This window comes from Dyadobacter sp. 676, from assembly GCF_040448675.1.
GTDB lineage: Bacteria > Bacteroidota > Bacteroidia > Cytophagales > Spirosomataceae > Dyadobacter.
Genome location: NZ_CP159289.1, coordinates 3,125,001 through 3,140,673 on the forward strand (window position 1 = coordinate 3,125,001; position 15,673 = coordinate 3,140,673).

The 15,673-nt window shown below is 50.0% G+C and carries 10 protein-coding genes; 7 read left to right on the forward strand and 3 right to left on the reverse strand.

The window, feature by feature from the left end; translation table 11 throughout:
• Positions 1–75: 75 nt before the first annotated feature.
• Positions 76–2,361, forward strand: a complete 2,286-nt coding sequence (locus ABV298_RS14060; protein WP_353722698.1) for a UvrD-helicase domain-containing protein — start codon at positions 76–78, stop codon at positions 2,359–2,361.
• An 87-nt stretch (positions 2,362–2,448) separates the two neighbouring features.
• Positions 2,449–3,945 carry a DUF4301 family protein gene (locus tag ABV298_RS14065; RefSeq protein ID WP_353722699.1) on the forward strand — a complete coding sequence of 499 codons (1,497 nt, stop codon included), beginning with the start codon at positions 2,449–2,451 and terminating at the stop codon, positions 3,943–3,945.
• Positions 3,946–4,119: 174 nt separating this feature from the next.
• On the opposite strand, the gene ABV298_RS14070 is transcribed toward ABV298_RS14065, so the two are convergent.
• Together ABV298_RS14070 and ABV298_RS14075 are read right to left on the reverse strand one after the other, a co-directional pair.
• The gene (locus ABV298_RS14070) at positions 4,120–4,593 is read right to left on the reverse strand and encodes an Lrp/AsnC family transcriptional regulator (protein WP_015813234.1); all 474 of its coding nucleotides are present in this window, start codon (positions 4,591–4,593) and stop codon (positions 4,120–4,122) included.
• 185 nt (positions 4,594–4,778) lie between these two features.
• The gene (locus tag ABV298_RS14075; RefSeq protein ID WP_353722700.1) at positions 4,779–5,720 is read right to left on the reverse strand and encodes a GDP-L-fucose synthase; all 942 of its coding nucleotides are present in this window, start codon (positions 5,718–5,720) and stop codon (positions 4,779–4,781) included.
• 93 nt (positions 5,721–5,813) lie between these two features.
• On the opposite strand from ABV298_RS14075, the gene ABV298_RS14080 reads away from it, so the two are divergent.
• Together ABV298_RS14080 and ABV298_RS14085 are read left to right on the forward strand one after the other, a co-directional pair.
• Entirely contained in the window at positions 5,814–6,830 is a 1,017-nt protein-coding gene (locus ABV298_RS14080; RefSeq protein ID WP_353722701.1) for a hypothetical protein, read from the forward strand.
• 46 nt (positions 6,831–6,876) lie between these two features.
• Positions 6,877–8,571 (forward strand): hypothetical protein, encoded by a 1,695-nt coding sequence (locus tag ABV298_RS14085; protein WP_353722702.1) that lies wholly within the window; start codon positions 6,877–6,879, stop codon positions 8,569–8,571.
• Here the strand turns inward: ABV298_RS14085 and ABV298_RS14090 are convergent, their stop codons facing one another.
• Entirely contained in the window at positions 8,572–9,846 is a 1,275-nt protein-coding gene (locus ABV298_RS14090) for a D-alanyl-D-alanine carboxypeptidase (protein WP_353722703.1), read from the reverse strand.
• A 148-nt stretch (positions 9,847–9,994) separates the two neighbouring features.
• On the opposite strand from ABV298_RS14090, the gene ABV298_RS14095 reads away from it, so the two are divergent.
• The 3 genes from ABV298_RS14095 to ABV298_RS14105 are packed head-to-tail and all read left to right on the forward strand — an operon-like array spanning position 9,995 to position 15,673.
• Entirely contained in the window at positions 9,995–11,914 is a 1,920-nt protein-coding gene (locus tag ABV298_RS14095; protein WP_353722704.1) for an ATP-dependent DNA helicase RecQ, read from the forward strand.
• Positions 11,911–13,341: a DUF5723 family protein gene (locus ABV298_RS14100; protein ID WP_353722705.1), complete on the forward strand. Its 1,431-nt coding sequence runs from the start codon at positions 11,911–11,913 to the stop codon at positions 13,339–13,341. Before ABV298_RS14095 ends, ABV298_RS14100 begins: the two co-directional genes overlap by 4 nt.
• A 1-nt stretch (position 13,342) precedes the next feature.
• Positions 13,343–15,673: a CehA/McbA family metallohydrolase gene (locus ABV298_RS14105; RefSeq protein WP_353722706.1), complete on the forward strand. Its 2,331-nt coding sequence runs from the start codon at positions 13,343–13,345 to the stop codon at positions 15,671–15,673.

A 15,673-nucleotide genomic window follows, 5' to 3' on the forward strand; every position in this document is an offset into this window, starting at 1 on the left:
CTTACAGGACCGGAGATTACAGAATGCTTTTAACGGTTTTTCCTAACTTTGGCTTTTGCTATATATTATAAGTAATTGGAAAAGCATACAACTTTGAACCACAACGATTATCTATCGACCTTGAATGAGCCCCAACGGGAGGCTGTGCTGCACGGAAATGGCCCTTTGATGATCATTGCGGGCGCGGGTTCGGGGAAAACCAGGGTACTTACCTACCGCATTGCGCGGCTTATCGAGACGGGTGTCGACCCATTCCGCATTTTGTCCCTCACATTTACCAATAAAGCCGCCGGCGAAATGCGCAGCCGGATCGAAGGTGCCGTAGGTACCGAGGCGCGGAATATCTGGATGGGGACTTTCCACTCTGTTTTTGCCAAAATCCTCCGTATCGAGGCCCGCTACCTGGGTTATACCAGTGATTTCTCGATCTATGATACCGACGACTCGAAGTCGTTGTTAAGAAGCATCATCAAGGAGTACAACCTCGACGATAAGGTTTACAAGGCCAATGTGGTCTTTAACCGGATCTCGGGCGCGAAGAACCGGCTCATTTCGGCGGACGACTACATTAATAATGCAGTGATCCAGGCCGACGACGATGCGGCGAAAATGAAGGAGATCGGCAGGTTGTATAAAACTTATGTAACGCGCTGCTTCCAGGCCAATGCGATGGATTTCGACGACCTGCTGTTCAACACCAATATTCTTTTCCGCGATTTCCCCGACGTGTTATATAAGTACCAGCACAAGTTTCAGCATGTGATGGTGGACGAGTTTCAGGATACGAACGTTTCGCAATACCTGATTACCAGGAAATTGTCGGCCGTACACCGCAACATAGTCGTCGTGGGTGACGATGCACAGAGCATTTACGCATTCCGCGGCGCCAACATCGAGAATATCCTCAATTTCGAAAAGGACTTCCCCGATGTGCGGGTGATCAAGCTGGAACAGAACTATCGCTCGACGAGCAATATCGTGAATGCCGCCAACTCGGTGATCGCGCGCAACAAGGCGCAGCTTGAAAAACATACATTTACTTCCAACGAGGAAGGCGCACTGATCGACGTGATCAAGGCTAGCTCCGATAATGAAGAAGGCCGGCTGGTGGCGACGGCGATTTTTGAAGAAAAAATGCAGAAATCGCTGCGGAACGAGCATTTCGCGATTTTGTACCGGACCAATGCACAGTCGCGCTCATTTGAGGAAGCCCTGCGAAAATTGGGGATCAAATACCGGATAGTGGGCGGCCAGTCTTTTTACCAGAGGAAAGAAATCAAGGATTTGCTGGCCTACCTGCGGTTTACAGTGAACCAGCGGGATGAAGAAGCTTTCAAACGGATCATTAATTTACCCAAAAGAGGAATTGGCGATACGACGGTAGCTAAAATCGCGGTGACTGCCTCGGAAAATAATGTTGCGATCTGGGATGTGGTGGCTAATATCAATCAATTTGGCTCGGGACGCTCCATCACACCTATCGAAGGGTTCGCCACGCTAATCAAAAGTTTTAAAATCCTGGTCGAAGAAGGTAAGGATGCTTATGAAATTGCTTCCCACATCGCCAAAGCGTCGGGCATATTGCGTGAATTGTATGAAGATAAGACCGTAGAAGGCCTTTCGCGCTACGAAAACGTGCAGGAATTGCTGAACGGGATCAAAGAGTTCGTCGACAGTGAGGAGAATGAGGACAAGACGCTCAGCGCATTCCTTCAATCTGTTTCACTATTAACCAATGCCGACGAGCCCGACGACAACAACGACCACGACCGTGTGACGATGATGACGATTCACTCGGCCAAGGGCCTGGAATTCAGGAATGTGTTCATTGTGGGACTGGAAGAAGATCTTTTTCCAAGCCAGATGATGCTGGAAAGCCGGCAGGACCTCGAAGAAGAAAGAAGGCTTTTCTACGTGGCGATCACGCGCGCCGAGAAAAAATTGTCGTTCTCCTATGCCGAGAGCCGTTATCAATGGGGCCGGCTGAAAATGTGCGAGCCGAGCCGCTTCCTGCTCGAAGTCGATCAGCGGTATCTGAATGTCAATAAAATGGTGCAAAGCGCCCTGGACCGTGATACTACGCCGCCGGTCACGACTTTTGCACGCAACCTTATTCAAAGAAAAACAGAAGCCAGGCCGGCAGCAACGGCTGCTACAAGCCATGTCCCGTCGCCCGATTTTGTACCCACCGACACGTTTGACCTCGCCGAAGGAGACAAGGTCGAGCATTTGAAATTCGGTTTCGGGGTGGTGACCAAGATGGACGTCAATGGTACGGACAGAAAGGCGACGGTCAAATTTGACCTGGTAGGAGAAAAGACGCTGCTGCTGAGTTTCGCAAAACTGCGGGTACTGAAATAAATGCAGGAGAATGGTGAAAGTATGTTAATTCCAAGCTTTTTTTGTAATAAATCTTACCCTAAACTTCACTGATTAAAACCATACATTATGTTTATTGAAAAAGATATTCAACAAATAAAGGAAAGAGGGAGCGATCTGAGCGTCATAGAAGAGCAAGTCCGCTATTTTGAAAAAGGCTTTCCGTTTTTGCAACTGTCGAAGGCGGCCACGGTGGGCGACGGCATTATCAGGTTGACGGACGATGAGATTGCCCGGCTAATCAGTGAGTACGACAAAAGTGCTGCGGACGGCGAAATTGCACTTTTGAAATTTGTACCGGCTTCCGGTGCGGCTACCCGTATGTTCAAGTCGCTGTTCAGTTTTTTGCAGGAAGATAAAAAGGACAAGTCGGTTGAAGAATTTTTCACGAGGCTGAAAGATTTCGCATTTTATGAGGATCTGAAAGTATGCCTGGCCGCCGACGGGTACGATATCGAGGCGGCTGACGAGAAAACGATTGCTTCCTACTTCCTGACCAGCAAAGGGTTGGGATATGGCGAGCTGCCAAAAGGGCTTTTGAAATTCCATAATTATCCCGACCGCTCCCGCACGCCGCTGGAAGAGCATCTGGTGGAAGGCGCGAAGTATGCGAATGCGGGAAGCAATGTACAAATCCATTTTACGGTATCGCCGGAGCATCGCGATAAATTCGAAAAACTGGTGGTAGAAGTACTTCCCGGTTACCAGACGCAATACGGTGTTCGCTATATCGTGTCTTTCTCAGAACAAAAAAGCTCGACCGACACCATCGCCGTTAACCTCGACAATACACCATTCCGCGAAAAGGACAACTCGCTGTTGTTCCGCCCGGCAGGCCACGGCGCATTGCTCGAAAATCTCGGACAGCTGGACGCGGACATTATTTTTATCAAAAACATCGATAATGTTGTTCCCGACCGCATTAAGGGCGAGACCATTACCTATAAAAAGGCATTGGCGGGCATTGTATTAAGATACCAGAAAAAAATCTTCGCTTACCTCGATAAACTCGCCGGAAATCCCGACGCCGCATTGCTTACAGAACTTGATAACTTTTTCCGTAAAGAACTTTGCGTGATCCCGCCAGTCGGTTTCGAATCATGGAGCGATGGGCAAAAGAAGGAATATTTCATCAGGAAGCTGGATCGGCCGTTGCGTGCGTGCGGAATGGTGAAAAACCAGGGTGAGCCAGGGGGCGGGCCTTTCTGGGCGGAGAATGCCGATGGATCGTCATCGCTGCAAATTGTAGAATCGGCTCAGGTGGATGTCGATAATGCGGATCAAAACAGTATTTTCAAGAACTCGACACACTTTAATCCCGTCGATCTGGTGTGTGCGGTGAAGAATAGAAAGGGCGAACTCTATGATCTGAAGAAGTTCCGGGACCCGCAGACGGGCTTCATTACAGGCAAATCCAAGGACGGTAAGGAGCTGAAGGCGCAGGAATTGCCCGGTTTGTGGAATGGTTCCATGGCCGACTGGAATACCCTGTTCGTAGAAGTGCCGCTGATCACCTTCAATCCTGTAAAAACGGTGAACGACCTGCTCCGCGAGCAGCATCAATAGCATTTGCAGCGATACCAAATAAAAAATGGTCGGAAGCGCTTCCGACCATTTTTTATTCAAGTTTATGGGTCTAGAGTTTAAAGTTCAGAGTTTAAAGTTCAGAGTTTAAAGTTCAGAGTTTAAAGTTCAGAGTTTAAAGTTTAAGTCAACTCTCGACTCATCAACTCTTAAGCATCAAGGTATCGGTAACACTTTGCTTTCTTTGAATGTCGAGAGGATCACCATCGTTTGGGTGCTGGCAACCTCTTCGATTTCGTTGATTTTTTCGAGCATCAGCTTTTGGTAGGTGCTGATGTCTTTGGAAATCACACGTAAAAGGAAATCACCTGTCCCTGTAATGTGATGGCATTCAATGACTTCCGGGATGGCGTGAATTTTCTCTACAAATGACTCAGTTACCGCCTTGCGGTGGCCAACCAGTGAAATCTGGACAAAAGTGCTCACGCCCAATCCTACTTTTTCAGGTTCCAGTTGCGCATGGTAGCTTTTGATGATTCCCGATTGTTCCAATTTTTTCACGCGCTCCAGCGTCGGGGCCGGTGAAAGGCCTATTTCTTTGGATAATTGGGCGTTGGTTATCTTCGCGTTGGTTTGTAAAATCTCCAGTACTTTGCGGTCTATCTGATCTAACTTAATAATGGCCGACATTTCTCTATGACTAAGGTTTATATGACGCCCCCATTCCGAGGCGCTGCAAAACTAATTAGTTTCCCGAAGATTCTTGTAATATTATACTGAAAATTTGTCCAAAAAAAGAATTATCGTAGGTAAAATATGATTTTAGTATTGAAATATTAGGCTATTTCAAATGTAACCTGTTGTCCTCGCTGTGGTTACACGGCATAAGTTTCTATTTTTTCCAGGAAATCCTGGTAAGTCCGGGTAATGCCCTCTTCCAGTTCGATCGTGTGTTTCCAGCCCAATGCATGCAGCTTGCTGACGTCCATCAGTTTTCTTGGTGTACCGTCAGGCTTGTCGGTATTCCACTTGATTTCTCCCTCATAACCGACCACTTTCCGGATCATTTCGGCCAAATCCTTAATGGCCACATCCGCACCTACTCCGACGTTCAGGAAGCCTGCCTCGTTGTAGTTCTGCATCAGAAAATAGCAGGCGGCCGCCAGGTCGTCGGCGTGAAGGAATTCGCGGAGCGGCGAACCCGTACCCCAAAGCTCCACAAACGGCTTGCCTTCTTCTTTCGCCTCATGGAACTTGCGGATCATGGCCGGCAGGACGTGCGAATTGTTGAGATCGTAATTGTCGTTCGGTCCATATAAATTGGTGGGCATTACCGAAATGAAATTGCAGCCGTATTGCGCTCGGTAGGCTTCGCACATCTTGATACCTGCAATTTTCGCGATGGCGTAGGGTTCGTTGGTAGGTTCGAGCAGGCCGGTAAGCAGCGAATCTTCCTGTAAGGGCTGCGGCGCCAGTTTCGGATAAATGCAGCTGGATCCCAGGAACATCAGCTTTTTAGCGCCCGTGCGGTATGCGCTGTCGATGACGTTATTCTGTATCAGCAAGTTATCGTTCAGAAATTCAGCGCGGTAAATATTGTTCGCCATAATGCCTCCCACCTTGGCGGCGGCGAGAAAGATGTATTCAGGGCGTTCCGCTTCAAAAAATGCCCGCACGTCGGCCTGATTACGAAGATCGAGCTCGGACGAGGTTCTGGTGATGATATTGTCGAATCCTTCTTTTTCCAGTTTTCTTAGAATGGCGGAACCAACCATTCCCCGGTGCCCGGCAATATAAATTTTAGCGCTTTTTTCCACGGTGTTTTTTTAAATTTGTATTGGAAATCAATATAGAAAAAACCAATTCGTTACAAAAGTAACAATCTTGCCCAGAAGAAAAATCCTATATTCATGCAAAGAGTAGCACTGTTTTGCGGCTTTTTTACAATCTGTCTCTCGGTTTCCGCTCAGGGTCAGGAAGGTCGGAAGGACACCCCAGCCCCGTCCTGGCTTCCCAAAGAGCAGGTGAAAAAGGATACGGCTACGCGTTCCAACGACCTGAAATCGTTCGTTTCGGGGCTGGATCCCGTAGTAGGAGCATCGGCACCCGGCGGGAAGGGCAAATCCACAAACCTTTCGACGTTGTTCGGCGAGACGATCCCCGACCTCGGGCTTCGCGTAAAAGAATACAAAAACCAGAAGAAAGACCGGAAGGCGCGAAAAGAAAGGGCCCGCCTTGCAAAAGTGCAATACGAGGGCATTCCGATGCAGAGTATGTCGGTCAAGTACGGCAGCGGCGACCGCGCCACGGTCGAGAATTTCCACGTATTGAAAGAATATAAGCCCATTGACCCATACGTGCGCGCGACGGAAACGAGGTGGTACGACAAAAAAAGCCGGAAGCTGAGCTCTTCCGTCGTGAAAGACAAGGCGCAGGCCCTTCCATTGCATGGATCATATAAAAAGTATAGTGGCGAAAACCTGATCGAGGAAGGATATTATTACATGGGTGTCAAAGACGGCCGTTGGGTAAAATATGATACCAAGTACAACCTCATCGACAAGGCTATGTGGCACCGTGGGTTCCCTGCCGAATCGCGCATAACTTATTATGACTCAGCGCACACGCAGATCAAGGAAGTAGTGCCGATCGCCTTCGGAGAAGTGGAAGGCGAATACCTGCAGTTTTATAAGGAAGGACAGCTCGCGGTGGACGGCAAGTATGATTCCGGCAAAAAAGTGGGCCGTTGGGTCGAATATTACCAGTTCCGCCGCCAGCGCAAGAAAGAAATCCAATATCCCAAAACCGCCTGGGACGATGATTTCGAGCCATTTATTCTGCGCGAATGGGACGAAAAAGGTAAGCTGCTTTACGATTACACTAAAGACCCCCGCGCATCCGCTGAAGAGGAGGAAACCGAAAATTAGCTGGCGGATGGTTGAAAATCACGAGTCACCTGCTTAATTAGCGTGCATGTTTTCATTTTTCCTCCGTTTTGTCAGAGAAAAAGGCTGGCTTGCATGGTTATTGTGCCTGATACCCGTTCTGATTTATATTTGGGTATTTAAGGTCATTGCATTGAATGTCAACTATGTAGCATTCGACGACATCCTGATCCTGGGCATTATTCCGGAATTTTCGAAAGCCGACCTCGCCACAAAGTGGAAGTTGCTGACGACCCTTTTCCCGGAGCACCGCCTGGTTTTTTCACGCTCCGTAATCCTGCTTTTACACAAAACCTTCGGCACAGTCGACCTTGTGTGGCCGATGATTATCGCCAATAGCTGCTGGGCGCTTTGCGCGTTGGTTTTTTACCGTGCATTCCGGCATTTAAGGGTTTCTGTCTGGTATTTTGTGCCGGTTATGTGGCTCTGGTTTAATATCCAGTCGTTTGAGAACATCTTCTGGGGCGTGAGCTCGCTTTGCAATTTCGGAGTGATCCTTTTTGTGCTTTGCGCGCTCTATTTTGCGGCTTACGAAACCCGGCGGATCGCCATTTCGCTGTTGTTTGCCGTCGCAGCTACGTTCACTTACGGCAATGGATTGATGGTTTTTCCGGTAATAGGCCTGATATCCTTGCTGGGAGGCTACCGCAGGCAGTTCCTGATCACCTTCGCTACGGCGCTCGTTATCGCCGTTATCTATTTCATCGATTTTACGCCCATCACCCAAAATCTCGATTTCTCTGATCCAAAACAGGTGAAGGAAGGCTTTTTCGGGTTCTTCGGCTTCATAGGCTCCTGGGCGACACTAACAGCATACGGTACGCCAATTTCCGGCCTATACGCGGCGGCGGCCATGGGAATGCTGATGATTGCCGCTTTTTTTGTTTTATACCGAAAACAATACATCCCGCTCTGGAACTCGACCTGGTTAAAAGACCGCTACGACAACCCGACAGCGCTTTTTGCGCTTGCAATAGCAATTTTTACGGGCATTACCGCCCTAGCCCTCACATATAAACGTATCCCCACCGACACTTTCGAAGGCATGTTCAAGGGACGCTACCGGATGTATTCGACCTTGTGGTGTATTGCCCTTTATATGGGATTTATCGCGATTGCCCGGCCGACAGTCCGGAGGCGATTCGCCCCGGGGATATTTGGCGCGGCTATTATCGTAAACCTCGTGCTGCTTCACGGCAATTTCGCCGGCGCCGTTAACAACCGTCGTGCGGCCATCGCGCAGGAATTCAATGCGCGGTACAATGCCGACTGGCTTGGCCTGCGTATGTTTTCGATGGACCAGCGGCATTATGAAAAGATCCGGTCATACTACCGCTCCGGCGATCCGCTTTCGGAAGGCTGGAACCCGCGCGCGGATTCCGTACATTGCGGCAGCGCGTATCAGCCGGACGAGGTCGGCCTGCTCGGTAATCATATTGTCGTGGGTTTTCACCGGGATTTTTTCAAACCCGAAAAAGATTACTCCGACGGCGCTTATGTGATCCTTAAATCGGCCGGGCATGTTTACGCATCGCCTCCCAACCAGGCGGCAGTGCCGCTGAAAACGACGCTGCGGCGCGGCATGTATTTCAGCAGAGGGATTAATGCAAGTTTTCATACCGCGAATGTCGAACCTGGTATTTACAAAATTTACCTGCTCGTGCGCAAAAACGGACGGAATACGATTCACTGTACCGGCAAGACGTGGGAAGAGAAGGAATGATCAGAACTTGTCGCGCATCCGTGTGAGAATGCGTTCTACTTCCTTGCGCACATCGGCGGTGGGTTGGGTAAAATTGTTATTCATAAAGCTGAAAGCAAGTATCTTGCCTTTTCTGGTTATCAAATAGCCGCTCAGGTTATAAACATTGCTTAAACTGCCGGTTTTCGCATAAACAAACGGCGTCTCGCCTTTGAAGAGGTTTTTTAAAGTACCGCTTTTTCCTCCTGCCGGCAGTATTTTGAATAGCCTTTCCTGCGGGACTTTCGCGTAAATTTTCTGCAATAATGCGACCATCGTCCTGGGCGTAAACAAGTTATAGCGGCTGAGCCCCGAGCCATCTTTCCAAACCGGTTTATCCGGCACGTCGGCCAGATGGTGTTCGATCGCATGTGAGATAGCTTTTTCGGTGTTGAGCGGCAGTTTGTTGGCGGTTGCATAGAGCAGCATCAGTTGTTCCGCCAGCATATTATCGCTGACCTGCATCATGCGGGTGTAAAGTGAATCCGACGGAATGCTGTGCACCGTTTGCAGCTCTATTTCCAAGGGAATATCTATCAGTTTGATTTCTTTTTTCAGCGTATCGTTCAACAATTGCAGGGTCAGCAGGTCGCTCATATGGACCGGTATGTCGCGTGTAATGCTTTGATTACCTGACAGTTTAGGGTAATGAAAGACATTTTGCAGTTCTTCCCTTTCGATGCCCGAAACGGTGGTGTCGGGCACAAGCGACTTTTGCCAGAAGCGGGGATTGGCCCGGTATTCACCGGCCGGCGTGGTTTTGAAGCGCACAATATTGCCGTAAACCGGCATGGCGGTCACCTCCGGTTGATAATAATCGTTGTAATCGCTCCAAGCCCATCCTGGACCGAAACGTTTGTTTTCAAAATGATAGGGGGTGTAAAAAATCTGGTCCTTGCGGCCTTTCAGAAAGTCGAAAACCTTGCTATACGGCAGGTCGGGGTGCAGTAGCGAAGGGTCCCCGGTACCGCGGATAATGAGCAGTTCGCCCCATTCGAGGTATTCCAGGCCCGGAATGGAATCGCCAAGAGCGGAAAGGCCCGCATAAAAGCTGAACAGTTTGGTGTTGGACGCAGGAACGAAATATCTGTTGGCCTGATACGACGCGATCGGCTTCTTTTCGCCAATGCGGGCGATCGAAACGCCGGTATGTTGTTGACTTAAAACCACCGAGCGATCGATTTCACGTTTGAGATAATGGGAGGCGGAACAGCCCGATAATATGACAATACTGATGAAGAAGAGCAGCGTGCGCATGGAAAGGGGTTAAAATGAACTTTAAACAAAGATAATATTTTAGCGGTATTGGCAAATTTATCAAACGAGCGGCTTATCGCTTTCGATAAAGCCACGAATGCAATTACTTTGTAAAATCTGATTTACCACAATTAAAAAGCATGTTTTGATGGCTGATATCCGGTCTGTCCTGAAACAATATTGGGGTTACGACACTTTCAGGCCATTTCAGGAGGATGCCATCAAGGCCGTTCTGGATGGCATGGATACGCTGGTTTTGCTTCCGACCGGCGGTGGGAAATCCATCTGTTTTCAGGTGCCGGTAATGGCTTCCGAGGGTATTTGCATCGTGGTAACGCCGCTCATTGCGCTGATGAAGGATCAGGTGGAACAGCTGAAACGCAGGCACATTCCTGCGGCGGCGATCCATTCGGGTATGAGCAAGACGGAGATCGATATTACGCTCGATAATTGCATTCATGGAAATACGAAGTTCCTCTACGTGTCGCCCGAGCGCCTGCGGACGGACATTATGATCGCACGTACGAAGCAGATGAATGTATGCCTGCTCGCCATCGACGAGGCGCATTGCATCTCGGCCTGGGGTTACGATTTCCGGCCCTCCTACCTGCTTATCGCCGAATTTCGCAGGCTTTTGCCCAAAGTGCCGGTTATGGCGCTGACGGCCACGGCTACCGAGGAGGTACGGGCCGATATTCTCGACAAGCTGGAAATGCGTAATGCGCGGGTTTTCAAGCAGTCGTTTGCCCGGGCTAACCTCTCCTATTCCGTCTTTGCCGAGGAAAGTAAAGAGCGGAAATTATTGCAGATTTTGCGCAACGTTTCGGGAACGGGTATTATATACGTTAGCACCCGCAAGCGCACGAAAGAGCTCGCCGACTGGCTGAACAGGCAGGGAATCCCGGCTACGAGTTACCATGCAGGCTTGCCTTTTAAGGACCGCTCCGAGCGGCAAACGGCCTGGATTCAGAACCGCGTCCGCATGGTTGTGGCTACCAATGCTTTCGGAATGGGAATCGATAAGCCGGATGTCCGTGCGGTAATCCATTTCGATTTGCCCGATAATCTGGAAGCCTATTATCAGGAAGCCGGACGAGCGGGAAGGGACGAGAAGAAGGCCTATGCGGTAGCGCTTTTCAACAAAATCGATCTCGAAGAGCTGATAGACGGCATCGAACGGAAATATCCGCCGGTGGAAATGCTGAGGCGGGTTTACCAGGCTTTGGCAAATTATTACAAAATAGCGATCGGTGCGGGAGAATTATCGGGCTTCGATTTTGATATTCAGGAGTTTGCGGGGACATTCGGGTTGGCAGTCAACGAAACCCACTATGCGCTGAAATTGCTGGAAGAGGAAGGTTTTGTACAGCTGAGTGAGAATTTCAACGATGCCTCCAAAATCCATTTCCTGGTCGACAACCGGGAATTGTACGACTTTCAAATACGCTATCAGGAGCTGGATTCGTTTATCAAACTAATCCTGAGAATGTACGGGGGCGAGGTTTTTACAGAATATGTGCGCATTTCCGAAGCGGAGCTGGCGCAGATCCATTTCGCCACCGTGCCCGAAGTTCTCAGGAAATTGAAATTCCTTTCCGAGCGAAATATTATCGATTACGAGCCCAGAAAGGACAAACCACAGCTTACATTTCTGACACCGCGCTATGATTCTTCTCTACTGCCGCTGAACGTTTTTGAAATACAAAAGAAAAAGGACCGGGATCTCGGAAAGGCACAGGCGGTGATCCGCTATGCCACCCACACCAAACGGTGCCGGACGCTGCTTCTGCTGGAATATTTTCATGAATTCGATGCGGAGGAATGCGGTGTATGCGATATCTGCATCAGGAACCGAAAGAGTGAAACGATCCGTGACGACACTTTGGCCGACCGGATTACCGATTTTTTGAGCCGTGAGGGTCCGATGTTGCCCGCGGAACTCAGCCGGATGTTCGAGAACATACCCGGCGACGAGTTTCTGAAAACATTGCAAGCATTAATCCGGGACGAAGCAATCCAATACAACGAACACGGAATGCTGAGCCCGACTAACAAAACTCAACTTTGAAAACCTCATTACTTACCGCAGCATTATTTATGCTGACGACCGTCCGTTATGTCGTCGCTCAACAGATTCCCGGATTGCAATTCAGTAACTATGGAGGCTTGTACCGCGCTACTTACAATCCTTCCGTGCTCGGCGGGCCAAGGCACAAATTCCAGGTGAATATCCTGACGCTCGGCGGAAGCATCAAATACCGCTATTTCCGGTTCATCGGGGAAAATTCGTTTCTCTACCCGGTGCTTGCGGCACATTCCACGGAGGAGCTGTATGGGCGTTCCCGTACGATGGGTTCATTGACTTACAAAGATCCCATTTTCCTGACAGGGGAAATCCGCTGGCCGTCGGCGTCGTTTGCATTGGGCAAATACCATGGTGTGGCGATACAACTCCGCACGAGGGGATTTGTGCAGGGCAGAAATATCCCCGCTGCGATCGATAATCTCTACATTAAAAGGCTCGATACCGGAAGCACGCCGCCGGTGTCGAATGAGTCTTGGGGTGATTTCAGTCTGGTTCAACAGAGTTTTTCCGACCTCAGTTTTTCATGGGGCGGGCAGCTGCTCGACATCGAAGGCCACAAGCTCCGCGTCGGTGCCACCGTCAAGCGGGTTTTTGGCGCACGCGTGGCTTATTTGAAGGGCAATGCCGACCGTTACAGCATTAATCCGGTCGGTAACGATCCCGAAATCAGCCAGTTGGAAATCGATAGACTGGTTTACGAAAGCGGTTACAGCACCCCAAACCGCAGGATGAGCGTCGGGAATTTGTTTGATTCGGGTAAATATGGCTCCGGCTGGGCTTATGATCTGGGCTTTTCCTATGAACTGGGGGCTGTATGGAAAGACCGTAAGGAGGTTTATAACGACAGCCCCGATTACTTCGTGCGCCTTGCCGGATCGCTGACGGACATCGGGTCCGTTAAATACAAGACTTCCGATTCAAAGGTCGTAACAGGTTCGCATAACGACGTCGTGATCCGGCAAACCGAGCTCGAAACAATCAGCGACCGTGGGCCGGAAGGTTTTATGAGTCTTTTCCCCGGTGATTCGGGTACCGCATTTGCCCAAACTGTCCGGCTGCCGCAGGCGCTTCACCTGGAAGCGGATGTGCAGGTTTTTCATGGTTTCTTCCTGAACCTGTCTCAAACCAGCCGCTTCAAAAGCCGGAGCGGGCGGCCATTAGATATGTATGTGCCGAATACTTTTATCATTACGCCGCGCTTTGAAGACGAGGATTCGGGCCTTTCGTTCCCGATTTCGTTTATTCAGGGAAATAACCGGCCGTCGATAGGACTTGCAGGGCATTTTGGGCCTGTTTTTTTAGGTTTCAGCAATGTAAACGGACTCATGAAAAGCGGCGGTGCGCGCGGCAGTATGATGTATATCGGCTTTACCGCCTGGAAAGCATATCGTAAAAAAGACAAGGATTGATATGAAAAGACCGTCTGCCCTACTCCTTTTCGCAGTATTTCTGCCATTAGCGCTGCTCGGGCAGCACGATCAGCATGTTAATCACACAACCACTACGGACGTTGAGCCACAGCCTTTACTGGCGCAAGCCATGCGTTTGCGGGAAGCGCTTTCCTTTTCGGGCAATGCATTTCCCGCAGCCGATGCGGAGAAACTGAAAGCGCTGGGACGCGGGCCGTTGTCGCAAAAGACGGTGGCTGAAATTCAGTCGATTCTCGATCCCTATTGCCTTAATGTGGTGCATATTAATCCGGAAGGCCGGGTAAAAGTGGACCGCGGGGCCGCGAAACCGCAACTGGTGCAGGGCGGCTGGACGGCCTTTCTGGTTAAAATCCATAATGAAGCCGGCATCACCGCGAAATTTGAAGCCACAAGTCCCAATGCATTAAAACCATATCACTCGCCCTCTTTCGAACACCGGGTAAAAAAAGAACACGAACTGACCGAAGGGCAGGTGGCGAACCGTTTCCTGGATATTCAGATTTATGCCGGAAGACCATTGCAGGCGAACTTGTCGGGGTTGAAACTGGAATATGCGGTGGTGCAGATCTACTCAAGGGACGCCGGTAAACGTGAGGCGGAAATCTCCTACAACGCCGGCCAGGGCTCGCAGGATATTGGTTTTCGGAATTCTACCCATATTCTGTTCGATGCAAAACCGGCTGTAAAGGTCAAACTGGACGTGAAAGACGACGACGGTACGCCTGCGATGGCCTCCTTTCTCATTACCGATGGCCAGGAGCACGCTTCCGGCAAGTTCAAAGGCATTTATCCCTTGCCATCCCGCCGCGTCGCGGCATTCGACGAATACCCCGACTTCTTTTTTCAGCCCCAGATTTACCGGAAAAGCGGCGAGCACGTGATGTTACCACCGGGCAAATATCGGATTTCTTTCACACGTGGACCAGAATACATTCCCCAAATGCAGGAAATTACTGTCCCCGCCGGCAAGGATTCTATCGAAGTGTCATTTCAGTTGAAAAGGTGGATACAACTGTCGAAACTGGGGTGGTTCAGCGCCGATCATCATATCCATGCGGCTGGTTGTAGCCATTACGACAGCCCGACGGAGGGCGTTGACCCGAAGGATATGTTCAGGCAGGTATTGGGCGAAGACCTGAATATGGCAGCCAATCTGGCCTGGGGACCGAGCTGGTATCACCAGAAAACTTTTTTCTCCGGAAAAGATCATCCGCTGTCGCGCAAAGGAAATGTAATGCGTAACGATGTAGAAGTTTCGGGTTTTCCTTCCTCGCACGCGGGACATATTGTTTTATTGCGGATAAAGGAAGACGATTATCCGGGTACCACTATCATCGAGCAATGGCCCAGCTGGACGGCGCCCGTGCTTTCCTGGGCCAGGTCGCAAGGCGGCGTGGTCGGTTACGCGCATTCCGGCTGGGGCCTGGAACCGATGGAGGCAACTCAGGAACTTCCCAATTATATTATCCCCAAAATGGACGGAATCGGTGCTAACGAATACGTTATGACGGTAACCGATGGCCTGGTTGACTTTTACAGCGCAGGCGACACACCAGCGCCGTGGGAACTCAATATGTATTACCACACGCTGAATTGCGGTTTTAAAACTCGGCTCAGCGGTGAAACGGATTTCCCGTGCATTACCGACGCACGCGTGGGACAGGCGCGCAGCTATTTCAAACCCCGGAATGGAATGGATTACGACGGGTATGTCGAGGCGCTCCGTCTCGGGAGGAGCTATGTTTCGGATGGGAAATCGCACATTATGGATTTTAAGGTGAATGGCGTAGAAGCTGGTGCGGGAGAAAGCGAACTGGTGCTGAGATCGGCCGCGACGGTGAAAGTAACCGCAAAACTGGCTGCTTATTTGCCTGAAAAGCAGGATAGTACGGGCGAGAAAATAGCAAAAACGCCTGTTACCGAGAAGCCGTATTGGGATATCGAGCGGTCGCGGATCGGCAAATCGCGGAATGTGCGGGTAGAGCTGATATTTAACGGTGTGCCCGTCGACACGGTTGAAATACCGGCCGACGGAAAGATCAACGACGTGCAATTTTCGCCCAAAATCACCAGATCGGGCTGGCTGGCTATGCGGGTTTATCCCAGCTCACATTCCAATCCGGTGTTTGTAAAGCTGAACGATCGGCCTGTTTTGGAAAAGCAAAGCGCCGAATGGTGCCTTGCGGCGCTGGAACAATGCTGGAAAATGAAGGAGCCGAATATTCGGTCAGAGGAAAAAAGCGCAGCAGCGGCGGCTTACGACAAGGCCCGGAATGTATACCGGCAACTTATTGCAAGGGGTAACAAATAG